The organism is Flavobacterium hungaricum (genome assembly GCF_015182285.1).
GTDB lineage: Bacteria > Bacteroidota > Bacteroidia > Flavobacteriales > Flavobacteriaceae > Flavobacterium > Flavobacterium hungaricum.
Genome location: NZ_PRDM01000006.1, coordinates 260,105 through 285,874 on the forward strand (window position 1 = coordinate 260,105; position 25,770 = coordinate 285,874).

Annotated in this window: 26 protein-coding genes; 9 read left to right on the forward strand and 17 right to left on the reverse strand. The window is 34.1% G+C overall.

Features of this window, described 5'->3' with window-relative positions:
* Nucleotides 1-49: 49 nt before the first annotated feature.
* Complete coding sequence (gene lipA / locus C4F50_RS23110) at nucleotides 50-916, reverse strand: lipoyl synthase (protein ID WP_194140998.1); 867 nt, start codon at nucleotides 914-916, stop codon at nucleotides 50-52.
* Nucleotides 917-1,245: 329 nt separating this feature from the next.
* On the opposite strand from lipA, the gene C4F50_RS23115 reads away from it, so the two are divergent.
* Entirely contained in the window at nucleotides 1,246-2,118 is an 873-nt protein-coding gene (locus C4F50_RS23115; RefSeq protein ID WP_194140999.1) for a M48 family metalloprotease, read from the forward strand.
* A gap of 59 nt (nucleotides 2,119-2,177) precedes the next feature.
* Here the strand turns inward: C4F50_RS23115 and C4F50_RS23120 are convergent, their stop codons facing one another.
* From C4F50_RS23120 to C4F50_RS23160, 9 genes are all read right to left on the reverse strand, one after another.
* Nucleotides 2,178-2,558: a PH domain-containing protein gene (locus C4F50_RS23120; protein ID WP_194141000.1), complete on the reverse strand. Its 381-nt coding sequence runs from the start codon at nucleotides 2,556-2,558 to the stop codon at nucleotides 2,178-2,180.
* 190 nt (nucleotides 2,559-2,748) lie between these two features.
* On the reverse strand, nucleotides 2,749-3,570 hold the full coding sequence (locus tag C4F50_RS23125) for an energy transducer TonB (RefSeq protein WP_194141001.1): 822 nt from the start codon (nucleotides 3,568-3,570) through the stop codon (nucleotides 2,749-2,751).
* Between the two features lie 152 nt (nucleotides 3,571-3,722).
* Entirely contained in the window at nucleotides 3,723-4,274 is a 552-nt protein-coding gene (locus C4F50_RS23130; protein WP_194141002.1) for an RNA polymerase sigma factor, read from the reverse strand.
* On the reverse strand, nucleotides 4,265-5,371 hold the full coding sequence (locus C4F50_RS23135; RefSeq protein WP_194141003.1) for a glycosyltransferase: 1,107 nt from the start codon (nucleotides 5,369-5,371) through the stop codon (nucleotides 4,265-4,267). The genes C4F50_RS23130 and C4F50_RS23135 overlap by 10 nt, the downstream gene beginning before the upstream one ends.
* Nucleotides 5,372-5,456: 85 nt before the next feature.
* The gene (locus tag C4F50_RS23140; protein ID WP_194141256.1) at nucleotides 5,457-6,071 is read right to left on the reverse strand and encodes an FMN-binding negative transcriptional regulator; all 615 of its coding nucleotides are present in this window, start codon (nucleotides 6,069-6,071) and stop codon (nucleotides 5,457-5,459) included.
* Nucleotides 6,072-6,081: 10 nt separating this feature from the next.
* Nucleotides 6,082-6,540 (reverse strand): GNAT family N-acetyltransferase, encoded by a 459-nt coding sequence (locus C4F50_RS23145; protein WP_194141004.1) that lies wholly within the window; start codon nucleotides 6,538-6,540, stop codon nucleotides 6,082-6,084.
* 4 nt (nucleotides 6,541-6,544) lie between these two features.
* Nucleotides 6,545-7,054 (reverse strand): hypothetical protein, encoded by a 510-nt coding sequence (locus C4F50_RS23150; RefSeq protein ID WP_194141005.1) that lies wholly within the window; start codon nucleotides 7,052-7,054, stop codon nucleotides 6,545-6,547.
* 54 nt (nucleotides 7,055-7,108) lie between these two features.
* Nucleotides 7,109-8,122: a UDP-N-acetylmuramate dehydrogenase gene (gene murB, locus C4F50_RS23155; RefSeq protein ID WP_194141006.1), complete on the reverse strand. Its 1,014-nt coding sequence runs from the start codon at nucleotides 8,120-8,122 to the stop codon at nucleotides 7,109-7,111.
* A 45-nt stretch (nucleotides 8,123-8,167) separates the two neighbouring features.
* Nucleotides 8,168-9,271 (reverse strand): pyridoxal phosphate-dependent aminotransferase, encoded by a 1,104-nt coding sequence (locus tag C4F50_RS23160; RefSeq protein WP_194141007.1) that lies wholly within the window; start codon nucleotides 9,269-9,271, stop codon nucleotides 8,168-8,170.
* 168 nt (nucleotides 9,272-9,439) lie between these two features.
* Here C4F50_RS23160 and C4F50_RS23165 point away from each other — a divergent pair, with 168 nt between their 5' ends.
* Together C4F50_RS23165 and C4F50_RS23170 are read left to right on the forward strand one after the other, a co-directional pair.
* Nucleotides 9,440-10,270: a hypothetical protein gene (locus C4F50_RS23165; RefSeq protein ID WP_194141008.1), complete on the forward strand. Its 831-nt coding sequence runs from the start codon at nucleotides 9,440-9,442 to the stop codon at nucleotides 10,268-10,270.
* A gap of 28 nt (nucleotides 10,271-10,298) precedes the next feature.
* Nucleotides 10,299-11,027 carry a hypothetical protein gene (locus C4F50_RS23170; RefSeq protein WP_194141009.1) on the forward strand — a complete coding sequence of 243 codons (729 nt, stop codon included), beginning with the start codon at nucleotides 10,299-10,301 and terminating at the stop codon, nucleotides 11,025-11,027.
* A gap of 204 nt (nucleotides 11,028-11,231) precedes the next feature.
* On the opposite strand, the gene C4F50_RS23175 is transcribed toward C4F50_RS23170, so the two are convergent.
* From C4F50_RS23175 to recF, 3 genes are all read right to left on the reverse strand, one after another.
* On the reverse strand, nucleotides 11,232-12,287 hold the full coding sequence (locus tag C4F50_RS23175) for a glycosyltransferase (RefSeq protein ID WP_194141010.1): 1,056 nt from the start codon (nucleotides 12,285-12,287) through the stop codon (nucleotides 11,232-11,234).
* 148 nt (nucleotides 12,288-12,435) lie between these two features.
* Nucleotides 12,436-13,113, reverse strand: a complete 678-nt coding sequence (locus C4F50_RS23180; RefSeq protein WP_194141011.1) for a DUF2461 domain-containing protein — start codon at nucleotides 13,111-13,113, stop codon at nucleotides 12,436-12,438.
* A gap of 115 nt (nucleotides 13,114-13,228) precedes the next feature.
* Nucleotides 13,229-14,308, reverse strand: a complete 1,080-nt coding sequence (gene recF / locus C4F50_RS23185) for a DNA replication/repair protein RecF (protein ID WP_194141012.1) — start codon at nucleotides 14,306-14,308, stop codon at nucleotides 13,229-13,231.
* A 306-nt stretch (nucleotides 14,309-14,614) separates the two neighbouring features.
* Between recF and C4F50_RS23190 the strand changes: the two genes are divergently transcribed.
* From C4F50_RS23190 to C4F50_RS23215, 6 genes are all read left to right on the forward strand, one after another.
* A complete protein-coding gene (locus tag C4F50_RS23190) occupies nucleotides 14,615-15,394 on the forward strand; it encodes a tetratricopeptide repeat protein (protein ID WP_194141013.1) in 780 nt (259 codons plus the stop codon).
* Between the two features lie 85 nt (nucleotides 15,395-15,479).
* Entirely contained in the window at nucleotides 15,480-16,052 is a 573-nt protein-coding gene (gene ribH / locus C4F50_RS23195) for a 6,7-dimethyl-8-ribityllumazine synthase (protein ID WP_194141014.1), read from the forward strand.
* A gap of 164 nt (nucleotides 16,053-16,216) precedes the next feature.
* Nucleotides 16,217-18,139 carry a DNA mismatch repair endonuclease MutL gene (mutL, locus tag C4F50_RS23200; protein ID WP_194141015.1) on the forward strand — a complete coding sequence of 641 codons (1,923 nt, stop codon included), beginning with the start codon at nucleotides 16,217-16,219 and terminating at the stop codon, nucleotides 18,137-18,139.
* On the forward strand, nucleotides 18,136-18,948 hold the full coding sequence (locus C4F50_RS23205) for a rhomboid family intramembrane serine protease (RefSeq protein ID WP_194141016.1): 813 nt from the start codon (nucleotides 18,136-18,138) through the stop codon (nucleotides 18,946-18,948). Before mutL ends, C4F50_RS23205 begins: the two co-directional genes overlap by 4 nt.
* Before the next feature lie 45 nt (nucleotides 18,949-18,993).
* A complete protein-coding gene (locus tag C4F50_RS23210) occupies nucleotides 18,994-19,857 on the forward strand; it encodes a rhomboid family intramembrane serine protease (protein WP_194141017.1) in 864 nt (287 codons plus the stop codon).
* Between the two features lie 16 nt (nucleotides 19,858-19,873).
* A complete protein-coding gene (locus C4F50_RS23215; RefSeq protein ID WP_194141018.1) occupies nucleotides 19,874-20,920 on the forward strand; it encodes an endonuclease/exonuclease/phosphatase family protein in 1,047 nt (348 codons plus the stop codon).
* Nucleotides 20,921-21,084: 164 nt separating this feature from the next.
* On the opposite strand, the gene C4F50_RS23220 is transcribed toward C4F50_RS23215, so the two are convergent.
* The 4 genes from C4F50_RS23220 to dapB form a co-directional block, all read right to left on the reverse strand.
* Entirely contained in the window at nucleotides 21,085-21,702 is a 618-nt protein-coding gene (locus C4F50_RS23220; protein ID WP_194141019.1) for a WbqC family protein, read from the reverse strand.
* A gap of 87 nt (nucleotides 21,703-21,789) precedes the next feature.
* Entirely contained in the window at nucleotides 21,790-23,346 is a 1,557-nt protein-coding gene (gene lepB / locus C4F50_RS23225) for a signal peptidase I (RefSeq protein ID WP_194141020.1), read from the reverse strand.
* Between the two features lie 90 nt (nucleotides 23,347-23,436).
* Complete coding sequence (gene lepB / locus C4F50_RS23230; protein WP_194141021.1) at nucleotides 23,437-24,990, reverse strand: signal peptidase I; 1,554 nt, start codon at nucleotides 24,988-24,990, stop codon at nucleotides 23,437-23,439.
* 70 nt (nucleotides 24,991-25,060) lie between these two features.
* Entirely contained in the window at nucleotides 25,061-25,759 is a 699-nt protein-coding gene (gene dapB / locus C4F50_RS23235; protein ID WP_194141022.1) for a 4-hydroxy-tetrahydrodipicolinate reductase, read from the reverse strand.
* Nucleotides 25,760-25,770: the final 11 nt, after the last annotated feature.

Here is a 25,770-nt window from a genome sequence, read left to right on the forward strand (position 1 = left end):
GTTTAGTATAAACGATTAAACTACTGCCAACTAAACGATTAAACTTAATTTATAAAATATGTTTTTGTGCTTTATAAGAAGAACGAACTAATGGTCCGCTTTCAACATGTCTGAATCCTAGATCAAGTCCGAATTTTTCGTATCGGGCAAATTGTTCAGGAGTAATAAATTCTTTTACAGGAAGATGTTTCTTGGTTGGCTGTAAATATTGTCCAATGGTTACAATATCAACATTGGCCTTTTTTAAATCCGTCATGGTCTGAAAAACTTCTTCTTCTGTTTCTCCAAGTCCCAGCATGATTCCAGATTTGGTTCTGTTAATTCCTTTTTCTTTCAGATAACGCAGTACTTCTAAGCTGCGATCGTATTTTGCCTGAATTCTAACTTCACGTGTTAATCGGCGAACAGTTTCCATATTGTGTGAAACCACTTCTGGATTTGCTTCTACAATACGATCTATGTTTCGCTCCATTCCTTGAAAATCAGGAATCAACGTTTCTAAAGTAGTATTCGGATTCATTCTGCGAATAGCGCGTACAGTTTCCATCCAGATAATAGAGCCTCCGTCTTTCAAGTCGTCTCTATCAACGCTTGTAATAACGGCATGCTTAATATTCATGATTTTAATAGAACGGGCCACTTTTTCTGGTTCGTCCCAATCTACCGTTTCTGGTCTTCCGGTTTTAACGCCGCAGAATCCGCAGGAACGTGTACAGACATTTCCTAAAATCATAAAAGTAGCTGTTCCTTCGCCCCAGCATTCCCCCATATTTGGGCAGCTGCCAGAGGTGCAAATTGTATTTAAGCTGTATTTGTCAACCAAACCTCTAAGTTCGGTATATTTCTGTCCAATTGGAAGTTTAACCTTTAACCATTTCGGTTTTGCAGGTGGTATATTTTCAACGACTGTTTCCATATATCAATATTCAAAAGACAAAGATACGGAATGTAGTTTATTTGGTGATTTCTTTAAGTTTTATTTTAAAGGTATAAACCGCTATTTGTTAAAAATGAGATTGAGTATAATGTTTTTTTATTGTTAAAATACTGTTTATAGATTATTATTTGTGCTGATAAAATGTTTTTTGTGAAATTGAATTAAAAAAGAATTGATAATTATGGTATGAAGCTGATTTTTAATCGTTTAAAATTTATACCTTTAAATGTTAGAAAAAATAAATTTTGGGAACGAAATTTGTCCTGAGATGTAATACATTTGGTGTTAAATTGTAATTAATAATAACTATGAAAAAGACGTTTATTGTATTAGGGATTTTGATAACTTTTGGGTTAACTAAAACAAATGCTCAAATTAATTTTGGGGAAAAAGCTATCGGAGCAGTTCAAAAAGGAGTGGCAGGTTTTACATTTAGTAATGCCGATGCAGCAAAATTGTCTAAAGAAGCAGTAGATAAATTAGATGCTGAACATGAAATTGCCGGACCTACAGATGGTTACACTTTAAGATTGAACAGAGTATTTGGAAAACACGCTACAACAGATGGGGTTGCATTGAATTATAAAGTATACAAAATAAAAGAAGTAAATGCTTTTGCAACTGCAGACGGAAGTGTTCGTGTATATTCAGGTTTGATGGATATCATGGATGATAATGAATTAATCGCGGTAATCGGCCACGAAATCGGCCACGTTATTAACAATGATTCGAGAGATGCTATTAGAGCAGCTTACCAAAAAGAAGCTTTACTAGACGGTGCCGCTTCTCAATCTGCTACAGTAGCAACTGTTACAGACAGTCAGTTAGGTAAAATAGGAAGTGCTATTATTGACAGTAAATACAGCCGTAAGCAAGAGTCTGAAGCAGATTTGTTTGCTTATAATTTTATGAAGAAAAACGGTTACAATGTAAATGCGGAAGAATCTGCATTTAGAATTTTAGCCAAAATGAGTGAAGGTGCAGAGGCATCATTTATTGATCAAATGATGAGTTCGCATCCAGATTCTAAGAAAAGAGCAGACGATGCTAAAGCGAGAGCAGAAAAAGATGGTGTGTACAAAGCCTACGTACAGCAAAAAATTGTAAACACTGTGCCAGTGACAACGACTAAAAAAGCAGCAACGACTACGAAGAAAAAAACTACTGCAAAGAAGAAGTAAAAAATCTTTAAATAAATGTATAAACCCCGGCAGATTTATAGTTTGCCGGGGTTCTTTTTTTATCCTAATACATGAAATGCAAGTACTTTCTGCACATCATAAACATTAACTGATTTGTTGAATTGTTTTACAATACTTGGATTTAATTCGCTGGAAACCCATATTTTTAATTCGGCATCAAGATCAAACGTTCCTGCAGTTTCTATGCTGAATCTTGTAATGCTTTTGTAAGCAATAGATTTGTATTCTGTTTTGCTTCCTGTAAGACCTTGTACATCTACAAGAATTAATCTTTTGTTTGTGAAGATAAAAGTATCGCGAATAAGTTTAAAACCCATTTCGATTTCTTCGTTATTGGTCAAAAGCTGACCGTATTTTTTAATTAAATCTTCTTGACTTACAGCGCCTGCATTGCCAAGAATAGCAGAAAATAATCCCATTGTTTTTAGTTTTTAATTTTATAATGAATTGACTTAGGTCTAGTAAAAGTAGTAAAACAGAATAATTTTTAAATCATTAAGAGGTTAAGTTAATTAAGATTTATAATGAATCTCTTAAATTAACTTAACCTCTTAGCGGTTCGTTAAATAAAGTAATAAAAAAAGCAGAACCTAAGTTCTGCTTTTTTTATTATTCTACTTCTGTTTTTATAGTAATTGGAAGATTGTATGCTGTACGTACTGCTTTTCCGTCAAGCATTCCAGGCGACCATTTTGTTTTTAATGATTTTAAAACTCTAATGGCTTCTTTTCCCATTCCGTAGCCAGGATCGTTTTTAACTACAATATCTGTTAGAGACCCGTCTCTTTCCACGATAAAAGAAACATACACTCTAAGTGTTTTTTCTTCATCCAATTCTGGTCTGTGAAAATTTTTTCCAACATAATTGTAGAAATTCTGGATTCCACCTGGAAATTCAGGCATTTTGTCCAAAACAGCTGGAGTGTACGGAACATTTGTTGGAGGCGCGATGATGTCTCCATTTCCTGCACTGCCTCCAGGTATTGGATTGGTAGTAGCAGGTCCGTCTCCTGTATTTGCGTTGTCAACAGCTGGTACGTTATCAGTGTTTGGCGCAATATCTTGTACCGCATTTGCAGTTTTGGTCACTACAGGATTTACTAACTGGTGTGCATCGGTAACAGTTGTTTTGCTTTGCTGCGCAGGTGGTGTTACTGGTGCCGGAGGAGTTGGTATAACAAGCTGATCAATAATTACAGGCGTAATCGGTTTGTCAATAATTGTTGGCTCACTTTCAATCGGCTCAGTTCTGAATTGATTGATCAAAACAGGTATGCTGCTCACAGCAGTTATTAACAATAAACCCATAAATAGAGCAGTGACAGTAGTCTTAGCATTCTCTTGGCGTAATTGATACGCTCCGTACTCTTTGTTTTTATTTTCGAAAACAAGATCAGTCCACTTGGTTTCGTAAAGGCTTAATTTAGACATAATTTTTGGGTTTTAAGGTTAAGTAACTTTAAATCATAAGCAATAAGTTTTGGGTTGGGCTACAATATACGATTGTAGTTTTAATGTGTGAAATAATTATCTTTTTAAGAACATATAAAAGAATATTGTGTTCTTTTATTAAAGATAATAAATTATCTGTTACGTTCGATAATTTCTGCTAATAATTTTTTAGCACGCAAAAGTTTTACTTTTACACTGCTTAAGGGTTCGTTTATCTTAACAGCAATTTCCTGATAAGACATTTCCTGAAAATAACGAAGCTGAATAACTTCCTGATAATGGGGTTTGAGTTCTTTGATGCATAAAAGCAGACGAGAAAGATTCTGCTCTTTAATTAAGGCATCTTCTGCAGATGGAGTAGGGTCGGCTATGTTGTATGCCTGCTGGTCTTCGTTGTCGGTAATTTCTATAAAAAGATTGGTTTTCTTTTTTCGAAGTAAATCTATGTAGACATTTTTTGCAATAGCAATAAGCCAGGTATTGAATTGAAATTCTGTATTGTAAGAAGCAATTTTGTCAAATGCTTTAGAAAAAGTTTCTATTGTAATGTCTTCTGCGGTTGTTTCGTTTTCGGTTCGTTTAAGCATAAAACCGTACACCTCATTCCAATAATGATCTAATAAAAAAGTAAAGGCGATTTGATCGCCTTTTTTTGCTTTTTCTATTTTAGAATTTATTTCCAATATACTGGTTTTGAGAAAATATTAGTTATAAAGATATTAATTTGCGTTAATATAAGCGCTATCTCTACAACCGGAAACCAGAATTTTAAATCATTTTCTTTTAGTTTGCCTGCAGAGCATCCTACTACAGACCAGACTACCGTGTATCGTGTTGCTAAAATAGCCAAGACAGCGATCCATTGAAATTGAAAAGACAGCAGTATGATAACTAATAAAAAGAAAAATAATTGTGACAAGAAAAATAAACTTAACTGCATTTTGTCAAAAAACTTATAATGTTCTGCAGTAGAAATATGTCTTCTTTTTTGGGTAAACCATTCTCTAAATGTTTTTTTAGGTTCAGAATAAGTAAAACTTTCTGGCATATAAGAAAGGGTAGTATTGGCTTTATTAGCAGCTTGATTGATAAACAAATCATCATCACCGGAGCGAATCTGAATGTGATCAATAAAACCGTTTACATTAAAAAATTCTTCTTTTTTGTAAGCTAAATTTCGTCCCACTCCCATATAAGGAAGTCCAGCTTTTGCCCAGGAAAAATATTGAAGCGCCGTCATGACAGTTTCAAAACGAATGATTTTATTTAAAAACGAGCGCTCTGCTTTTTCGTAACCGCCGTAACCCAAAACAATAGTTTTATCGGTTGTAAATTGCGAAGTCATGGTTGTGATCCAATCTTTAGAAGAAGGATAACAGTCGGCATCGGTAAACAATAAATATTCTTTTTTTGCAGCTTTGATTCCAAGCGTAAGGGCATATTTTTTATTTCCCCAAAAAGCTTCGTTATTCTCTACCTTAACCAGGCGGATATTTGAATATTGTTTTTCAAATTCTTCAAAAACTTCAAGAGTTTCATCACTGGAGGCATCGTCAATCAAGACAATTTCAAAATCAGGATAATTTTGCTCTGCCAGAAGCGGTACGTATTTTTTTACGTTTTCTTCTTCATTTTTAGCACAGACTATTACAGAAACCGGAATGTTTTTGGGTGTAATTTGCTGCGGTTTGCTAAAAGCAAACTTGCCAAAAATCCCGAGATAATAAAAAAGTTGAACAACAACAATAGCAATAAAAAAGTAAAATATGTATATAAGCATCTGATTTATTTGATTCTATTAATTTTCACGCTCTGCGACTGCAAATGTACTTATGAATTCGTAAAAACCAATAAGTAAAAACGATTTACTTTCGGCATTTTGACATTTCTTTTGCAACAGCAATAGCCTGAGGGTTTTTTGTTTTTTCTAATTCCGAAATTATGTTTTGATAATTAGAATCATCACGGTTTTGAGAGAGTTTTTTGACTGCTTGGATTTCTTCGATTTCTATTTCAAAACCAAAAATCCCTCTGGCTTCGCGCATTGTTTTTTCTGATAAATCTTCAACACGCACCGGATTTTCAGAACCTGCCTCATATTTGTCGACCAATTTTTTTAATTGTGTTACAGCAGTCTCGTAATCGACAATTTTAATTCTTCCGTAAACATGTACGGCGGTGTAATTCCAAGTCGGAACATTTTCATGATCGTACCAAGAAGAAGAAATATAGCTGTGCGGTCCTGTAAAAACAGCCAAAACCTGATCGTTTTCTTTAAAACCGTCTGCCTGCGGATTTAATTTAGAAATGTGTCCCTGCAAAATTTCTTTTCCGTCGGCGTTGACCTCCAGTTCTATCGGAATATGAGTGGCGGTCAATTTTCCGTTGGTCTGATTAATTAGAATTCCAAAACTGTTTTCTTTTAGAAAAGCTCTGATTTCTTCTGGGTTCTCGTTTTTATACAAATTAGGAATATACATGATGGTGTTTTTATAGTAAAGATTTTCCCAGACATACTGCTTCGGGACGATTGAGGTACTTCCCATAATTTGGGATTACAGTATAGCCCTGCTTTTTATAAAACAGTATGGCTTGTTCGTTTTTAAGGCGTGTTTCCAAAACCAGATTGGTATAATTAAGTTGTTTTGCTTTGCTTTCTAAAAAATCCAAAATCCTTTTCCCGATTTTACTGCCAGAATATTTAGCGTACATTCTTTTAATTTCAGCTGTATTTTCTGCAATAGGTCTAATCGCACCGCAGCCCACTATTTCGGAATCCATTGCAGCAACTGCAAAAACGAATTTTAAATTGTCGTTTTCCCAATCGATAAATGAATTTCTTCCGTCGCTTCCAAAACGCATCAATAGGTTCTCGGACAATTCGTCGATTATAGCGGTCGCTTTTTTATCGTTTGGATTTATTACTTCTATGGAAAAATTGGCGTTCATGTTTTTAATTTTCTAGCGGATCGTTTTTGGAACCGAATAACCTTGAAGACGTGCTAAAGTATAAAAGAGTTAATCCGATAAGTGTAAAAATTATCCCTTCGATCAGACATTGAATACCATAATCATTAGAAACGAAATTCCTGAGAGGCCGAAAGGGAAGCGATATAATTTCCCGTCTGAAAAATTTAAATCTCAAAAGTACATACAATACTATGGCGACTAAGATCGTGTTTAATGAGGAAATTTTACTTTTCCAGTTCAAATAAGAAATGATAAAAATACCGATCAAAAGCGCAAAAAATATCCAGATAAAGACACTGGGCCAAAAATCATTTATAGCTTCTTTTGTCGGGAACATTTTCATCCATTCTGCTGTATTTTGGCTTTTCAGATGTTTTTTTGCACAGCTTATCTTTTCTGCAGCAGTAAATAATCGAAGCTGCAGGATACCATTAATCAGAAAAACAACTCCGAAGAATTGAATTAGTATAATTCCAAAATTTAATTTTTTCATTCCGATTTAATGGGTGAAATTATTATACCGTTTTGAGGATGTAATGTAAGAAAATTAAATCACATTTACTTCCGCTTCGATCTGAATGCCGAATTTTTCAAAAACAGTCTTTTGAACTTCTTTAGAAACGGCTAGAATTTCCTGGCCCGTTGCATTTCCATAATTTACCAAAACCAGTGCCTGATTTTTATGAACTCCGGCATCACCAAAACGTTTTCCTTTGAAACCAGCCTGTTCTATCAGCCAGCCTGCAGGGACTTTTACTTCTGTTTCAGAAACTTCATAAAATTTCATTTCTGGAAATTTCTGGTGGATTTTCTCAAACTCAGATTTTAAAACAATTGGATTTTTAAAGAAACTCCCGCTGTTTCCTAATTCCTTTGGATCCGGCAGTTTACTTTGTCTAATAGCAATTACAGCATTACTCACGTCTTTTAAAGTAGGTTCGCTAATGTTGTTTTTTGCCAATTCAGCCAAAATATCTCCGTAAGAAGTATTGATTTTGTGATTGCGTTTGGTCAGTTTAAAAATAACCGAGGTAATTATATATTCGTCTTTTACTTCATGTTTAAAAATACTTTCGCGATAGCCAAAATTACACTCTTCATTAGTAAAAGTTCTTATTTCCTGAGTGGTAATATTCATTGCTTCGCACGAAACAAAAGTGTCTTTGATTTCAGTTCCATAAGCGCCAATATTTTGAACGGGAGTTGTACCCACATTTCCTGGAATAAGCGACATATTTTCTAAACCGCCGAAATTATTGTCGATAGTATACAAAACGAAATCGTGCCATGTTTCTCCAGCCTGACTTTCGACCCAGACAAAATCATCGTCTTCTTGGGTTATTTTTTTGCCTTTTAAATCAATGTGAATAACAAGTGCATCAATATCTTTGGTTAAAAGCATATTACTGCCGCCGCCAAGAATGAATTTTTTCTCGTTTTTGTTTGCTGCTAAAACTGTTTTCAATTCACTAATCGAATGAACAGCAACAAATTGTTTAGCACTGGCTTCAATGCCAAAAGTATTGTAGTTTTTTAAAGAAAAATTGGATTGGATCTCCATAAATAAAAGGCTTTATAATATGAGTTCAAAAGTAAGGATTATAATTTATTTTATCGCTTCAATAAATTGTTCCATTTCTTTCATGGTGCCGATTGTAATTCTAGTCCATTTTCCATTTTCCTCATAAATTTTTGTTCCCATTATATTATGATCTTCTAATTGCTTAAAGAAATCTTTTTTATAATTGTCCAAAGAAAAATAGATAAAGTTGGCGTGAGAAGGGATACAGGTTAAATTTAATCTGGTGAGTGCTGTAATGGTATATTTTTTTGCTTCTTCGTTTAAGGATTTTACTTGCTGTACAAATTTTTCATCGTTTAAAGATGCTATAGCTGCGGCCGCTGCAGTTGCACTAACAGATAAATTGGGAGAAGATTTTAAATTACTCAGTTCTTCAATAGTAGATTTGGCTGCAAGGGCATAACCAATACGCGCGCCGGCTAAACCATACATTTTTGAAAATGTTTTGGTGATAATTAAATTTTTGTTTTCAATTACCAAACTGCTTAATGATTTTTCTTTTGTAAAATCGATATAGGCTTCGTCAACAAAAACAATCGCTTTTTTAGAGGCTTCTTTTACAAAAGAAACCAGCTCTTCGTAATCGCATATAGTACCTGTCGGATTATTAGGATTACAGATGTAAATCATTCTGGTGTCTGCATCAATTGCTTTTAGTATTGCTGCTAAATCATGTTTTTTATCTGGAGTCAGCGGAACAGTAATTTTTTTTATTCCTAATTTATCAGAAGGGAATGTCCAATAGTTAAAAGTAGTCTCGGCAAGTATAAAATTACCTTTTGTTAAAGCCGTGTATTGAAGAACCAAATCTAGAATTTCTGTTGACCCCGCGCCTAATAAAATGTTGCTGTCTGAAACATTATTCTTTTTAGCAATTAAGGCAATTAATTCTTCAGAAAGATTCCAGCCGTAGCGATTACTGCTCTTGATGCTCTTTTCCATTGCAATGCGTGCCGCTGGAGAGGGCCCATAGGGATTTTCATTAGATCGTAATAATACAGGCGTTTTTTCTAAAGATTCTATTACTGCATCTTGAACCGGAGCATTTGCAAATGTTTCAAATTGTAAAAAGCTTATCCCGACTGCGCCTAAAGTGATTTGTTTTAACCAATTTCTTCTGTTGTTCATATTACTACTTAAGAATTAAAATTAGACAATTCGTTATTTTTAAATAAGTCGTTAGGATTGATAGAAAGTTACGAACTGGATTTTTTAGCGAATTATTTTGGCCGCTATTTTTTGTAAGGTTTTGTTTTTAACTTTTGTATGTTTGGTAAAAATATCTAAAGAATCAAAATGAAATCATTATTTAAGGCGCTGTTTTTTTTAATCTTAGTTTTTCAATTTATAAGCTGTAATAATTCAAAACCAGAAATAAAGACAACTAAAATAAGTCATAAAGATATTGTCAAAGAATCAAAAAATGAAGTGGCTGTTGTAGAAACAGAAGATTATTCTTTTCCTGTTGACAGTATCCTGAAGATTCCGATTTTAAATCTTGGAGTTTTTCATAGAGGTGAGGTTGATCCGGATTTAGAAAAGAAAACGTGGTTCGGGCTTTTTAAGAATCATGACAATTACACATTTTTAAAAACGAATATTGCCATAAAAAGCGCCTATGATCCTGTTCTTGATGAAGACGAAAGTGAACACACAGGATGGGAAGTTAGTGTTGCAGAAAAAGATACTTGCGTAATTTTGATAGAAAAATATCCTTATTTTATTGATAAAAAGGTTGAGGCTGTAAAGCTTCCTGAAAAGATTTATCCTCAGGGAAATTTTGAATTTCAATTTTTAGGAGTTCAATATATATTGTCTGCAACAGGAAAAAAGAAAAAGGAAAGCGAGGATTCTGATGCATTTGTGCTGTCTGATTATAAATTGTATTTAACAGCAAATAGTAATGGAAAAGCAACTAAAACACTTTTGGTAGAAAAGAAAAATTTTGATGATCAAATTATTAAAATAATTTTTGCAGGAGATATTGATGGCGATTCCAAACTAGATTTAATAATTGATACGGCAGCTCATTATAATGTTTCGAGTCCTACATTATATTTGTCAAAAGAGGCTGGTAAAGAAGAAGTTGTTAGACCGGTTGGTGTTTTTACTACTGTAGGCTGTTAAGTTTGAATTAATAATATAATCCGTAATTATGTCAAGATCAATTCGTAAGATTCAAATTGTCTTTTGTTTAATTCTGAATTTATTTTTTGCAGTATCTGCATTTGCTCAAATAGATATAGCAGGAAAATGGGAAACAAAAGATGTATTGGGATATTCAGATGTTAAAGAGTATTCTTTGACAAAAGCAAAAGAATCATCTTATGGTCGTTTTTTAACATTTAAGCTGGATGGAACATTCTTATCTGATGAATCAATTAAATGTCTTAACGGCTGTAATGTCTTTACTTCAGGTACATATGTGTTAGTGGACAATGAGCATGTGCGTATAATTGTAGAAGATGTTCGTTTTGTTGGTTTTTATTGTGGAATGCAAAGATCTGATGAAGAAGAGTATATTAAAGACTTGGGAGTTTTTTATATCTATAGAGAAGGAGATTCAATTCGCTTAATTCCAAGTAATGGAATTTTACAAGATGATAAAGATAAAATGCTTTACCATCAATTAGCAGCTTCTTTTGATAAAGAATGGAGATCATATAATTATGTATGGAAAAATACAGAAAAGACAGAACCGGAAGAAATAATAAAAGAATGCATTGAAGATGAAAAATGGATTGAATGGTCAAACTGTAAGATTTTAATTCCAAGCTTACAAGGAAATCTGTTTATTGTAAAAGAAAATCAAAAGCTTCATTACGTCCTTTACAATGAATATAAGAAAAAAGTTTCTTTAGCCTATCCAAAAAATAAAAGTTGAGTTTCAAGCAAAGATTTAGAAAATACAGCCAAGTTTCAATCTTGGGTACACAATAATTAGCAAGAAACAAATTCGCCAAAACAGGTATCAAAAGTTGAAAATTAGGGCTTGAGTTTACAGGGGTATTTTATAAAAAAAAATAATCTGCTTTAAATCAGATTTTTTATGAGCGTGACGAAAAACTTTGTGTTCTTTGCGGTTAAACTATTGTAGAGAATCGAGTAATTCATGATATTTCTCCGAAATCACTTTCATGTTAACGTCATAATTAGCATTTTCTTCTACAAATTTCCTGTTTTGCATAATAGCTTGATTTCGGGATTCTGTATTTTTAAAAGACCAAATAAGTTCTTCGGCAAGCATTTCGACATTGTCAATTTCAATTAACTGTCCGTTTTCGCGGTGTTTGATCCAGCTTTGATTTCCGGCAATGTCAGAAACTACAGGATAACAATTGCAGGCCATGGCTTCAAATAAAGAAGCAGAAACGCCTTCGGTAATCGGCATGCTGATGTAAATGTTCGATTGTTGTAAAAGATTAGGAAGTTCGGTATTCGGAATTCTTCCTGTAAAAGTCACCTTGTTTTCAATTTGTAATTCTTTGGACAAATCTTTCAGGAATTGCAAACGTGTTCCGTCGCCCACAATCGTCAGCGAAAAATCAATTCCTTTTTGATTCAAAATTCCAAATGCTTTTAAAATAGAATCGTGTCTGTATTCCGGCTGCAGCGAACGCGTAACAATCGCTTCAATTTTATTTGAAGTATTTATGGAAGGCGTAAAACGCGAAAAATCTATTCCCTTTGGAAGAACCAAAACTTTGGTCATGTCAACGCCAACTGCTTTCATCGAAATAGTCATAACTGGTCCCCAAGCATGAATTAAATGTGCTTTTTTGAAGGCGTATTTCTGAATGATTTTTTTTAAAGGATACAATAAAGAACCTTCTGGCCATAAATCGGTTCGTCCCTGTTGTGCAACAGCAATTGTTTTAGATCCTGACAATGCGGCTAAAAAACCGTAACTGGTCGTTCTTTCGGCAATTACCATATCTGGTTTTTCGGTTCTAATAATTTTTCGAATGGAAAGAGGGGAGAAGAAATACTCTAAGATACGTTTCAGCCTGTTGATTTTAGAATTGTTTGGAGTCTGTAATTCCCATGTTATAATTTCAAAATCGCCAAATTGTTTCAGACCGTTCATCCAAGTTATGGCATCTGCGCGGTAAGATTCTCCCAGAAAAAGTATTTTTCGTTTCATTCTATGAATTAAATTTCGCCACGAATTTCACGAATTTCCACGAATTAAATTTTAAAACGATGAAATATTTTTTCGCCGCGAATTCAGGAATTTATTTCAACCAAAATGATTTATAATAATTCGTGAATTCGTGGCAATTTTTCTTGTTTTAAAATTCCTCCGTCTCTAAAGCGCGGTTGATGAATTCGTTTAAAGGTTTTAGAACAATTAGTTTCTTACTCATTTTAGAAACAAAATCTTTCTGAGTCACTTCTGAGATGTCGAATTTTTGAGAAACGGTAAAACTTTTTAATTTTAAAAACTCAATAGCCGGATGATCTTTTTCGTAACCTCTAGGCATGCTTTTAAGCGAATTGCTTTCATTTACTTCTAAACTTCCAAATTCTTTTTTGAAGTTTTTGTCGGCCAAAATGGCTTCAAGATCTTCATGAAAAAAAGCAATTTCTTTGCGAACTTTTTTAAGTTCGTCGGCATCAGGAGAATAAAATCCGCCGGCAATAAAACTCGCTCCCTTTTCTATGTGAATATAATAGCCGGAACGATTCGCACCTTTTGCACCCGACGAAAGCCAAACGCCCAAATGTGCTTTGTAGGGAGATTTGTCTTTAGAAAATCGAATATCACGGTTAATTCTAAAAGTACAGTCTTTGATTTCTAACAATTCTAACGAAGGATCAAGCGGTTTCATTGCGTCCAAAAAATCACTTACCAGTTGGTGGTAGTCTTTTTTGAAGATTTCGTAACGTTTTTTGTTTTCCTGAAACCATTCTCTATTATTGTTCTTTTTTAAATCGTCTAAAAATTGCAATGATTCTTTTGTAAGCATATCCGGTGTTTTTGTTGCTAATTTACTGATTTATTTGAAGAAAGTTTGCCGTGAATTACACGAATTCATTTCTAAAGTTATTTAATTCTAAACAATTTCTTGCAAATCAAAAAAATCACAAATTAAATATTTTATACGTTTGATGGGTCGATTTTACAATCGCTTCTGTTCTTTCAGGATGCGTATCTGATATAAAAAGCTGCCCAAAGGTTTCGCTGTTTACCATTTCGATAATTTTGGCCACACGGGTTTCGTCCAATTTATCAAAAATATCATCAAATAAAAGAAGAGGTTTAACGCCGCTTTGTTTTTTTAGAAATTCAAACTGTGCGAGCTTTAGAGCAATCAAAAAAGACTTCTGTTGTCCCTGCGATCCAAATTTCTTGATCGGATGCGAGTCAATTTCAAAAGACAAATCGTCTTTATGAATCCCAACACTAGTATAATGCAGTGCTCGGTCTTTATTAATGTTTTCCTGTAAAAGCGTTAATAGGTCTTTTTCAAACAAATGGCTTTCATAAACCAACTGCACACTTTCTTCAGATCCCGTTATGTCGTGATGGTGTTTATTAAATATAGGTATAAATTGCTCCAGGAAATCTTTTCGTTTTTCAAAAATCGATTTTCCATATTCCTGCAGCTGCTCATTGTATATAGACAAAGTATCGTTGTCAAAAACATGATTTAAGGCAAAGTATTTTAAGAGCGCATTTCGCTGCACAATTATTTTTTGGTATTGAATCAGCTGATGCAGATAAGCGGAGTCCAGCTGCGAAATTACACTGTCCATAAATTTACGACGGGTTTCGCTTCCTTCTACGATTAAATCGCGATCAGCCGGCGAAATAATAACAAGCGGAATAAAACCAATATGATCCGAGAATTTATCGTATGCTTTTCCGTTTCGTTTTAAGACTTTTTTTTGTCCCTTTTTTAAGCTGCAGACAATTTGTTCGGTTCTTTCGTTTTTTTCTAATGCAGCGTCAATTACAAAAAACTCTTCGCCGTGCTTAATGTTCTGCACTGCAAGCGGATTAAAATAACTTTTTCCGTAAGCCAGATGGTAAATGGCATCTAATACATTTGTTTTTCCGATCCCGTTCTTGCCGACAAAACAATTGATTTTGTGGTCAAATTCGAAACTTGCCTCAGAAAAGTTTTTATAATTAAATAAGGAGATTTTGTTTAAATGCATTTTTAAGAGAAACTACAAAGGTACAAAAAGGAAGATTCTTAACGAAGTTTAATACTTTTAGAAATTGATGTCAAAATAGTCTTTTGGACGCCTCTAAAACGCCGTTTGAAATTTAGTATAAAAATTATCCGAAAAGCATTGCTGTCATTGGGTATTCCGTCGTTTTTAACTGATTCGTTTTTAATGCTTTCGCGAAAGCGTAAAAGCAAATGCAAAATATTTCTTTTAAAATAGTGATAAAATTGAAATTTTTTACGTCAATTTCAATAAAAATTTTATTTTTGCCGTTCACTAAATAATTTTTAAATGGCAACTTACAATAAAAGAGGATATAAGACACCAAAGGAGAAGGAAGTTAAAGAAGTTACTGAAGAGCAACAAGTAGTTATTGACGAAAAAGACAGCACAACAGCTGGCGTTTTTTCAAAATTAGATGAGACAGCTTCAAAGACTGAGGATTGGGTGGCTAAAAATCAAAAAATCATTATTGGTTTAGTTGCTGGTGTTGCAATTGCTACAATTGGATATTTAGCTTATCAAAAATTTGTTGCAAATCCTAAACAAGAAGAAGCTGCTAGCGAAATGTTTGTTGCGCAGCAAAACTTTGAAAAAGCTTTAAACGGTGTTTCTAGCGATTCTTTATACAAATTGTCATTAAATGGTTCAGAGGGTAAATTCGGATTTGTAAAAATCGCTGACGAATATTCTGGAACAGATGCAGGAAATTTAGCAAACTACTACGCTGGTATGGCTTATTTAAATACTGGAAAATATGATGATGCTATCAAATATTTAGGAGAATTTAAATCAGAAGATGTTATTTTAAGTGCATTGGCAAAAGGAGCTATTGGTGACGCTTACTCTCAAAAAAATCAACAGAAAGAAGCTTTAGACTATTATGTAAAAGCTGCTGGTTCTAACAAAAATGATTTTACAACGCCTCGTTTCTTACTAAAAGCTGGAAAAACTGCTTTGGCTTTAGGCCAAAAAGAAGATGCTTTGAAATATTTTAATGATATTAAAGAAAATTACGATGCAACTCCAGAAGCAGCAACTATTGATGCTTTCATCGGATTAGCACAATAATTTTAATTGTAGAGTTAAGATTTTAGATTTTAGATTCGTATTTTAGCAATCTTAAATTTAAAAAACTTAAATCTAAAATATAGAGATGGCTACTGAAAATAAAAATCTATCTGAATACGATAAAAACACAATCCCAAATGCGAAAGACTTTCGATTTGGGATTGTTGTTTCTGAATGGAATGATACTATAACAGAAGGACTTTACAACGGCGCTTTTGAAGCGTTGATCGATTGTGATGTTCCAGCGCAGCAAATTATCCGCTGGAATGTTCCAGGAAGTTTTGAACTTATTTATGGAGCAAAAAAAATGCTTCAAACGCAAAACGTAGATGCCGTTATCGTAATTGGCTGCGTTATTCAAGGTCAGACAAAACATTTTGATTTTGTTTGTGAAGGGGTTACGCAGGGAATTAAAGATTTAAATGTACAAACGGATATACCAGTAATTTTTTGCGTTTTGACCGATAACAACATCCAGCAGTCTATAGACAGAAGCGGCGGTGTTCACGGTAACAAAGGAACAGAAGCGGCAATTGCAGCAATTAAAATGGCTTACATTCGCCAGCAGGCTTCTATGACGCATTCTTTCACTCAGCCTTTATTAGCTTCTGGAGCTATTCAAATTGAAGACACTCCAATAAAAATCGAAAAAGAATAAACACATTTGTTTTAAAAATACTAAAACCTATACTGTGTCCTAATAGTATAGGTTTTTTGTTTTTTTTATGATAGCTGTTATTCTGAAACCAAACCAAAATTTACTAAATTTGTGCTTCTTGGTTTACAAAAAACTTAACCTAACCTTTAAATTATTTTTGCTTAATGTCGAGTATTATTCAATTGCTTCCAGATCACGTTGCTAACCAAATTGCTGCCGGAGAAGTGGTTCAAAGACCAGCTTCTGTTGTCAAAGAGTTGTTAGAAAATGCGGTAGATGCAAAAGCAACAGACATTAAATTGATTATAAAAGATGCGGGTAAATCTTTAGTTCAAGTTATTGATAATGGTGTAGGAATGAATGTTACCGATGCCCGTTTGTGTTTTGCGCGTCATGCGACTTCAAAAATTCGTCAGGCCGAAGATTTGTTTTCACTGGGGACCAAAGGTTTCCGCGGCGAAGCTTTGGCTTCTATTGCAGCGATCGCGCACATGGAGATGAAAACCAAACAGGATCAGGACGAACTTGGAACCCATATTATAATTGAAGGCAGTAAATTTATCTCTCAAGAAGTGGCGGTTTTGCCAAAAGGAACTTCGTTTGCAGTCAAAAACTTGTTTTTTAATATTCCCGCACGCCGTAATTTCTTAAAATCGGATACCGTCGAATTTCGTCATGTTATGGATGAATTTCAGCGTGTCGCTTTAGCACATCCAAATATTCACTTTACTTTTTATCATAACGGAAGCGAAATGTATAATCTTCCTGCAGCAGGTTATCGCCAGAGAATTGTGGGGATTATGTCTGGAAAAACCAACGAAAAGCTGGTTCCTGTAAATGAAGATACCGAAATTATAAACGTTCAGGGTTTTGTCTGTAAGCCAGAATTTGCCAAGAAAAACAGAGGAGAGCAGTTCTTTTTTGTAAACGACCGTTTTATTAAAAGCGGGTATCTGCATCACGCCGTTATGGCAGCGTACGACGGATTGCTGAAAGACGGTTCGCAGCCTAGTTATTTCTTATTTCTGCAAGTACCGCCAAATACAATAGATATCAATATTCATCCGACTAAAACAGAAATTAAGTTTGATGATGAACAGGCTTTGTATGCTATTTTACGTGCCTCGATAAAACACAGTTTAGGGCAGTTTAATGTTTCGCCTGTATTAGATTTTGACCGCGACGCCAATTTAGATACTCCTTATCATTACAAAGATTTAGAGGCGGAAGTACCTACAATTCAGGTAGACGGAACGTTTAATCCGTTTACAGATGATAAGACCAATCAGCATTACAGTAAAGCAAGTTCTGGCGGATCCAGTTACAGTTCTGTTTCATCTGGAGCTTCTTCGGGTTCTTCTTATTCTGGTTATTCCAAAAGAGTAGAGCCGACTGCAAGCTGGGAAAGTTTATACGTAGGATTGGATGTCGAAAATCCTGAAAGCATCGAAAGTTCGCCTTTTACATTCGAAAACGAAGAAGTTACATCCTCTTTGTTTAATGATGATGAGGTAGAACAAGCGGTTCAAAAAACATATCAAATTCATAAAAAATACATCGTTTCGCCTATTAAGTCCGGAATGGTAATCGTAGACCAGCAGCGTGCGCACCAGCGTATTTTGTACGAACAATTCCTGCTGAACATGACCGTAAATCAAGCGTCAAGCCAGCAATTGTTGTTTCCGTTAGATTTATTTTATTCGTCAAGCGAAATGAAATTAATCGAAGAATTAAAACCTTCATTAGAAACAACCGGATTTGTTTTTGACGAATCCAAAAACGATCATGTTGTGATTTCTGGAATTCCGGTAAATATCACAGAAAGTGAGGTTTCGCTGGTAATCGAACAGTTGTTAAGTGATCTGCAAGACGGAATCCCGGCAAGCAGTTACAGTCAGAACGATACTATTGCTAAGTCAATGGCCAAAAGTTTAGCGGTTAAAACGGGATCTTATTTAACCGAAAAAGAACAGGACAATCTGGTAAACGGATTATTTGCCTGTAAAGATCCAAATATTTCACCTTTTCAAAAACCTACCTTCATTACCATGCGTGTTGAAGATATAGATAAAAAGTTTGCCTTATGATGAATATCACTCCGGTAGTTAAACAACTGCTAATTATAAATATAATATTTTTTATTGGTTCTCAACAAGTTCCAATTTCGTATAATTATTTGATGCTTTATTATCCAGAGAGTGATAATTTTAGAATCTGGCAGCCTCTAACGCATATGTTCATGCATGCAGAATGGCCAAATGTTATGCATATATTATTTAATATGTTTGCTTTGTACAGCTTTGGGTCTGCATTAGAGCATTTCTGGGGTGGAAAGAAGTTCTTGTTTTTCTATATTTCTTGTGGTTTAGGGGCAGCTTTACTTCATACAGGAGTAAATTATTTACAGCTTCAATCTCTTTTAAATTCTGTAGCTGATTTGAATTTGTCTAAAACAGATTTACATTTAATTTTAAATACGGATCTTGGGTCTTTGTTTGATGCTAATAGTAGAATGATGCCTGGAGAAATAGCAACTATTTTAGATAATGCACATTGTACACAAGAACAGTACAATATTTTAGCTGAAGCTAATGGAATTACACGATCACCAGTTTTAGGTGCTTCTGGGGCTATTTATGGCTTACTTACAGCTTTTGCATTTATGTTTCCTAATGCTGAGTTGGCTTTAATGTTTATCCCTGTGCCAATCAAGGCAAAATATTTTGTTCCTGGAATCTTGGCAGTCGATTTATTTTTAGGTTTTAAAGGAAGTTCATTGTTTGGTTCAGGCGGAACTGGAATTGCACACTTTGCTCATGTCGGCGGTGCGCTTACAGGGTTTTTGATGATGTGGTATTGGAAAAAAAATCAGTTTAACAACAATCGTTGGAATTAATTTTTAACTTTAAGTTCGAATTCTAAAAATACAAAAAGGCTTTTTATGAATATTTTAGACGATTTAAAACTGCAGTATAGATTAGGCGGGATTGCAATACGTGTTATTTACTGGAATGTGGCTTGCTTTCTTATTTCTTTGATTTTTTTCTGGCCCGGATTTAAAGGTGGATTTGATTATCCTAGTTGGCTGGCTCTGTCTTCAGATCCTCAGATTTTTATATTTAAGCCTTGGACATTTTTAACGTATGCTTTTTTTCATTTTGATTTTTGGCATTTGTTATTTAACATGATGGTTTTAAATTTTGCAAGCAATTTGTTTCTAACTTTTTTTACTCAAAAGCAATATTTGGGTTTATACATCTTAAGTGCTCTTTTTGCTGGAGTAGTTTTTTCATTAAGCTTCTATTTTTCTAATATTTATGGTTCTATAGTTGGCGCATCTGCGGCGATAATGGCAATTTTAGTTGCCGTAACAACCTATTCTCCATTAATGAATGTCCGTTTGTTTCTATTTGGAAACGTAAAACTCTGGCATATTACGGGCGTAATTTTAATTTTAGATTTAGTGCAGTTTCGTTCAGGGAATATGGGCGGACATATATCGCATCTTGCAGGTGCTTTCTTCGGATTTGCTTATATTAAATTATTACAAAACGGTACAGACCTTAGTATCATTGTTTCTAAAATATTGGACTTTTTCACCAATCTTTTTAGAAAATCTCCTTCGACCCCATTTACAAAAGTTCATAAAAATTACAAAAAACCTACAGAAAGACCAACATCTAGAATTGTTACAAAAGACAAAACGCAGCAGCAGATTGATGAAATTTTGGATAAAATCAGCCAATCGGGCTACGATTGCCTGACAAAAGAAGAAAAAGAGTTTTTATTTAAAGCTGGAAAATAACTTGTAGGAGGAAAATATGAAAAACCTTTCTTGGTTTAATAAGATTATGTTCTTTTTGAATATTGTACTGACTGTCCTGACATTTAGTATTTATATTCTGCCATTCTTAGCACCTAAAAGTTTTCCGCTTTTATCGGTGCTTACGTTGTTTATGCCGGCCTTTTTCGTGTTAAACGGGTTCTTCTTTGTCTATTGGGGAATTCAGTTTAAAAAACGTCTTATTTTATCTGGTTTAGTATTGTTGACTGGAATTACTTTTATCAGCAAGTTTTATAAGTTTGCTGCTAAAGAATATGTTCAAGGCGAAAAAGACTTTTCGGTAATGAGTTATAACGTGCGTCTTTTTAATGTTTTTAAATGGCTGGACCGCGATGATATTCCATTAAACATAAAGACTTTTATAGACCAGGAAGATCCGGATATTTTATGTATTCAGGAATATTCTAATTCTGCTCATTTAGATTTAAAAGTCTATCCGCACCGTTATATTTTTATTGACGGAAAAAAGATTAAAACCGGTCAGGCCATTTTTTCTAAATTCCCAATTATAGAAGAAGGAAATATCGTTTTTCCAAAATCGGATAACAATGTAGTTTATGCCGATATTAAACGCGGAAAAGATATTATACGTGTTTATAATATGCACTTGCAGTCTATTAGGATTTCTCCAGATGTAAACGAAATTTCGAATGATATTGACAATGTCAACCAGAAAAAATCGCAGCTCATTTACAACAGAATCAGTAAAGGTTTTAGACAACAGCAAGAGCAAGCCGAGATTTTTAAAGAGCATATTAAAAAATGCAAATATCCGATCATCATCTGCGGTGATATGAATAACAGTCCGTTTTCATATGTGTACCGAAGCATAAAAGGAAAACTTAAAGATGCTTTTGAAGAAGCAGGTGCTGGTTTTGGTGCTACTTATAAATTCCGTTATTATCCTGCCAGAATTGACTATATTTTTACAGACAGTAAAATGAAAGTAAAGCAGTTCGAAAGTTTCTCTGATTTCGAAAATTCAGATCATTATCCGATCATGACAAGGCTTTCTATGGAATAAAGTTTAGGAAAATTTCAATTTATTATAAATTCAAAATCCTCCCAAGGCAGGTATTGAAAATTTAGAACCTCGATTACGCAATTGTATTTTCTAACTTTTTATTAATTCAAATAAATTTTCATTAAAATTTTATAATGAATCTATTCCTTCAATGATGTTAGACGCTAAATTATTATGTTTTGCGTTTTCAAATAATCCATTGCAAATTTACCTTCGTTAAAAAGTAAATCCAAAACACTTAAGTTATTGATGAATCCGTGTTTGTCATCAAAAACCTGAGTATATTTTTCGAAAGAATTAGGATCTTTTTTTCCGTTCGCCAGATATCTGAAATCTTTAAAGTCGGGCGTTTCATGAAAATATTCTGTAGTTTTTCCAAACTCTATTTTCATTCGAAGACATTTTGTTACGATATCAAAAACTTCGAGGTTTAAATCCATTAAAAACTCGTGTTTTTTCTCGAATACAGGAACGATATCGTCTTCAAAGTACTCAAAGAAAGGAGAACTTCTGTAAGCAGCTTCCAGCGATTTAAAATGCTGTTTCTGCCAGTCAAAATCATTTTCGATCAAAATGTCTTTTGTTTTTTGATGCGCATTTTTAGAATGCTTAACAGGTATATTTAATAATTGAATTCCGTTAGGACTATAGATATACGTTCTGTTTCTATTGGTCTGCTTCTGAAAATTATCTTCCATTTCAAAAGTAATTTTGTCAGATTGCGCTATAACAGCAAAATGACTAATTGAAGGAAAGTAGGTAGGAAGTAGTAAGGAATTCATTTTTATTTTGTTTAAAATTTCAAGTTTCAGGTTTCAAGTTCATTCATTACACGTGAGGTTTGAAACCTGAAACAAAAATAACATTTTTTATACTTTGTTGTTTTTTCTTCTTTTCCAGAAAAACTCGCCGACAAAATAAAGTGCTAGCAAAATTAGGAAATATTTGAAATACGATTGAGGCTGGCCTTCGCCATTTACGGTAGTGAAAACTCTATCCCATCGAATTTTATTAATTCCTTTTCTGTTACTATCCCAGCTCATCCAGATAAAAACAGGTTTTCCAACGATGTGGTTTTCTGGAACATATCCCCAATAACGGCTGTCTTCAGAATTGTGGCGGTTGTCTCCCATCATCCAATAATAATTTTGTTTGAAGGTGTAAGTCGCGACAGGTTTTCCGTTGATGATAAATTTTGAATCTTTTAGTTCTAATGTATTTCCTTCGTAATTGGTAATTATTTCTTGGTAATAAGGAAGTGATTCGTTTGTAAGTGCCACTGTTTTTCCTGCTTCTGGAATATAAATAGGCCCCATGTTATCCTGAGTTCCTTTGTTGATGTGTGGAAATACGGCATTATTATTTCCTTTGTCAAATATTCTGTCTAAAGAAATGATTCCAGGTATGGTTTTCAAACGCTGTGCATTTGCTTCTGTTACTGCATTAAAGAAAATGGTGTCTTTTTTTTCGCTTCTAAAACCAACTCCGTTAAGATCAATATCAAGCTCTTTTAATACACTTTCAAAATCAATTGGTGTTTTTCCATCTAGTGCTGCTGCGTAAGCAAACTGTGGTTTAGCTCTTTCTGGCAAGATTAATTTTTTTCCGTTGATAAAAACAATTCCATCTTTAATAGACAAACTGTCTCCAGGAATACCCACGCATCTTTTTACATAGTTTGATTTTTTGTCGATCGGTTTAATAACGCCGGGTCTTCCTTTTGGTTCAAAAAAATAATGAACGGTGTCTACCGGCCAGTTAAAAACAACAATATCGCAGCGGTTTATTTTTTCGAATGCCGGAAGTCTTAAATAAGGCAATTGAGGCCAGCTTAAATAGGATTTTTTCTTAGTCAAAGGAATAGAATCGTGAACCATTGGCAGCGCAACGGTTGTCATCGGAACTCTAGGGCCGTAATTTAATTTACTGACAAATAGAAAATCTCCAACTAGTAATGATTTTTCTAGTGAGGGTGTAGGAATAGTAAAGGGCTGCACCACATAAGTGTGTACTAAAGTTGCCACTATAATAGCAAAAAGTAAAGAACTTATAGTATCAGACGTTTTGTTTTCGGCCTTAAGGTTTCTTTCGGTTTTATATTGTAATTTTTGCGTGTAATTAACGTAGTAAACATAAAAACCTAACGTAAAAATTCCTAACAGAGTGTCTAAAGTACTGTCTTTGCCAAAGGTTTTTAATGTTTCAACCCAAACAACAGGAAACATTATTAAGTTGATAATCGGAATAAATAATAAAATAGTCCACCAAGTAGGGCGGTGTATGATTTTCATTAAAACAATAGCGTTGTAAACCGGAATTGCAGCTTCCCAGCTTTTTCTTCCAGCGGCTTGATACAGTTTCCAAGTTCCTAAGAAATGAATAATTTGTACAGCTAGAAAAAATACGAACCAAAGGTAAAACGTCATATGGATGTAGTTTAAAAAAAATCAGGTTTCAAGTTTCAGGTTTGCATAAACTTGAAACTTGAAACCTGAAACAAAAATGTAATTTGTTAATTATGCTTTATTTTCTCTTCTTTTCTTCCAGAAATAATCTCCAACAAAGAATAATGCCAGAACAATTAAGAAATATTTAAAGTAAGATTGCGGCTGGCCTTCGCCATCAACAGTAGTAAAAACTCTGCTCCATCTAATTTTGTTAATTCCTTTTCCATTTGTATCCCAGCTTAACCAGATGAAAACCGGTTTTCCAACAATATGGTTTTCTGGAACATAACCCCAATAACGAGAATCCTCAGAATTGTGACGGTTGTCTCCCATCATCCAATAATAATTTTGTTTAAAAGTATATGTGGTTTCTGGTTTTCCGTTGATAATAAATTTAGAGCCTTGTATTTCTAGTTTATTACCTTCATAATTGGTGATGATGTCTTTGTAAAAAGGAAGTGATTCATTCGTCAAAGCTACCGTTTTTCCGGCTTCAGGAATGTAAATAGGTCCAAAATTGTCTTGGCTCCATTTATTGATGTGCGGAAAAATAGCATTGTCGTTTCCTCTGTCAATTTCTCTTTTTACGGCAGTAATTCCAGGAGTGTTTTTTAGACGTTCGGCACTCGCTTCTGTTAAAGCTCTAAAGTACAAAGTATCTCTTTTTTCGGTTTTAAAACCAGCTCCGTCAGTAATATCTAATTCTCTAAGAAGACTTTCAAAATCGATAGGGGTTTTTCCGTCTAAAGCTACTGAATACGAATATTGTGGTTTTGCTCTTTCTGGTAAAACTAATTTTTTTCCGTTGATAAAAACAAATCCATCTCTTATTGATAAGCTGTCGCCAGGAATACCAACACATCTTTTTACGTAATTTGATTTTTTATCAATTGGTTTAATAACACCTGGACGTCCTTTTGGTTCAAAGAAATAATGTACGGTATCGACAGGCCAGTTGAAAACGACAATGTCACTTCGTTTTATTTTTTGTATCGCAGGAAGTCTAAGGTAAGGCAATTGAGGCCAGCTTAGGTATGATTTGCTTTTGGTCATCGGGATCGAATCGTGAACCATTGGCAGTGCAACAGTTGTCATAGGAACTCGAGGCCCATAGTTTAATTTACTAACAAATAAGAAATCACCAATTAATAATGATTTTTCTAAAGAGGAAGTAGGGATAGTGTAAGGCTGTACTACATAAGTATGAACCAGAGTTGCTACAATAATTGCAAATAGTAAGGAGCTGATGGTATCGCCTGTTTTGTTTTCGGGAGTTAATTTACGGTCTTTGTGATACTCTAATTTTTGAGTGTAATTAACATAATAGATGTAAAAACCAAGTGTAAATAAACCTAGTAAAGTGTCTAAAGTCGATTTTTTGCCAAAAGTTTTTAATGTTTCTACCCAGACAACCGGAAACATAATTAGATTGATAATCGGAATAAAAAGCAAAAGCGTCCACCAAGTCGGGCGGTTAATGATTTTCATTAAAACAATAGCATTATAAATCGGAATTGCAGCTTCCCAGCTTTTTCTTCCTGCTGTTTGATATAATTTCCAAGTTCCTAAAAAATGGATGATTTGAACCGCTAAGAAAAATACGAACCAAGCATAAAATGTCATAATAGTATATTTTTTAAATTTTAAATTTAGGTTTTAATTCTAATAATGTTCCTAAATTTTTGTCAATTTATTATAGGTTTAAAACATCTTTCATTGTAAAAATTCCTTGTTTGCCCGCAAGCCATTCGGCAGCGATAACGGCACCAAGAGCAAAACCTTCACGATTGTGGGCAGTATGTTTTATTTCGATGCTGTCAATAGCAGAATCATAATTTACAGTGTGTGTTCCTGGAACTTCTCCAATTCTTTTAGCTTCAATGCGAATCGTATTTTCTTTTGTTTCGTCCAGAGCCCAGCTGTCATAACTGCTGTTTTCGATTACGCCTTGCGCTAAAGAAATGGCAGTACCGCTTGGTGCATCTAGTTTGTGAATGTGGTGGATTTCTTCCATCGAAACATTATAAGAATCAAATGGAGCCATTAATTTGGCTAAATATTCGTTTAATCCAAAGAAAATATTTACGCCTAAACTAAAGTTAGAACTAGAGATAAAACCTCCGTTTTTTTCTTTACATAACGCAATCATTTCGTCATAATGCTCCAGCCAGCCGGTTGTTCCGGAAACTACGGGAACGCCAGAATTAAAAGCGGCAGAAATATTGTTTACTGCTGCAGTAGGAACACTGAAATCGATAGCAACTGCTGCTGTCGAAAGTCCATCGTAGGTATTAAATTCATCTTTCTTTAATACTATTTCATGACCTCTTTCTAAAGCAATTCTTTCAATTACTTTACCCATTTTACCGTATCCTAAAAGCGCAATTTTCATTATGATATTTT

Bases quoted from the DNA above. Each gene is read 5' to 3' on its own strand.
- C4F50_RS23180 (WP_194141011.1), bottom strand. From the start codon at position 13,113: ATGCTTACAAAAGAATCATTGCAATTTTTAGACGATTTAAAAAAGAAC.
- C4F50_RS23115 (WP_194140999.1), top strand. From the start codon at position 1,246: ATGAAAAAGACGTTTATTGTATTAGGGATTTTGATAACTTTTGGGTTA.
- lipA (WP_194140998.1), bottom strand. From the start codon at position 916: ATGGAAACAGTCGTTGAAAATATACCACCTGCAAAACCGAAATGGTTA.
- lepB (WP_194141020.1), bottom strand. From the start codon at position 23,346: ATGACGTTTTACCTTTGGTTCGTATTTTTTCTAGCTGTACAAATTATT.
- murB (WP_194141006.1), bottom strand. From the start codon at position 8,122: ATGGAGATCCAATCCAATTTTTCTTTAAAAAACTACAATACTTTTGGC.
- C4F50_RS23215 (WP_194141018.1), top strand. From the start codon at position 19,874: ATGAAAAACCTTTCTTGGTTTAATAAGATTATGTTCTTTTTGAATATT.
- lepB (WP_194141021.1), bottom strand. From the start codon at position 24,990: ATGACATTTTATGCTTGGTTCGTATTTTTCTTAGCGGTTCAAATCATC.
- C4F50_RS23170 (WP_194141009.1), top strand. From the start codon at position 10,299: ATGTCAAGATCAATTCGTAAGATTCAAATTGTCTTTTGTTTAATTCTG.
- C4F50_RS23190 (WP_194141013.1), top strand. From the start codon at position 14,615: ATGGCAACTTACAATAAAAGAGGATATAAGACACCAAAGGAGAAGGAA.
- recF (WP_194141012.1), bottom strand. From the start codon at position 14,308: ATGCATTTAAACAAAATCTCCTTATTTAATTATAAAAACTTTTCTGAG.
- C4F50_RS23175 (WP_194141010.1), bottom strand. From the start codon at position 12,287: ATGAAACGAAAAATACTTTTTCTGGGAGAATCTTACCGCGCAGATGCC.
- ribH (WP_194141014.1), top strand. From the start codon at position 15,480: ATGGCTACTGAAAATAAAAATCTATCTGAATACGATAAAAACACAATC.
- mutL (WP_194141015.1), top strand. From the start codon at position 16,217: ATGTCGAGTATTATTCAATTGCTTCCAGATCACGTTGCTAACCAAATT.
- C4F50_RS23205 (WP_194141016.1), top strand. From the start codon at position 18,136: ATGATGAATATCACTCCGGTAGTTAAACAACTGCTAATTATAAATATA.
- C4F50_RS23160 (WP_194141007.1), bottom strand. From the start codon at position 9,271: ATGAACAACAGAAGAAATTGGTTAAAACAAATCACTTTAGGCGCAGTC.
- dapB (WP_194141022.1), bottom strand. From the start codon at position 25,759: ATGAAAATTGCGCTTTTAGGATACGGTAAAATGGGTAAAGTAATTGAA.
- C4F50_RS23125 (WP_194141001.1), bottom strand. From the start codon at position 3,570: ATGTCTAAATTAAGCCTTTACGAAACCAAGTGGACTGATCTTGTTTTC.
- C4F50_RS23150 (WP_194141005.1), bottom strand. From the start codon at position 7,054: ATGAAAAAATTAAATTTTGGAATTATACTAATTCAATTCTTCGGAGTT.
- C4F50_RS23140 (WP_194141256.1), bottom strand. From the start codon at position 6,071: ATGTATATTCCTAATTTGTATAAAAACGAGAACCCAGAAGAAATCAGA.
- C4F50_RS23145 (WP_194141004.1), bottom strand. From the start codon at position 6,540: ATGAACGCCAATTTTTCCATAGAAGTAATAAATCCAAACGATAAAAAA.
- C4F50_RS23220 (WP_194141019.1), bottom strand. From the start codon at position 21,702: ATGAATTCCTTACTACTTCCTACCTACTTTCCTTCAATTAGTCATTTT.
- C4F50_RS23135 (WP_194141003.1), bottom strand. From the start codon at position 5,371: ATGCTTATATACATATTTTACTTTTTTATTGCTATTGTTGTTGTTCAA.
- C4F50_RS23165 (WP_194141008.1), top strand. From the start codon at position 9,440: ATGAAATCATTATTTAAGGCGCTGTTTTTTTTAATCTTAGTTTTTCAA.
- C4F50_RS23210 (WP_194141017.1), top strand. From the start codon at position 18,994: ATGAATATTTTAGACGATTTAAAACTGCAGTATAGATTAGGCGGGATT.
- C4F50_RS23120 (WP_194141000.1), bottom strand. From the start codon at position 2,558: ATGGGATTATTTTCTGCTATTCTTGGCAATGCAGGCGCTGTAAGTCAA.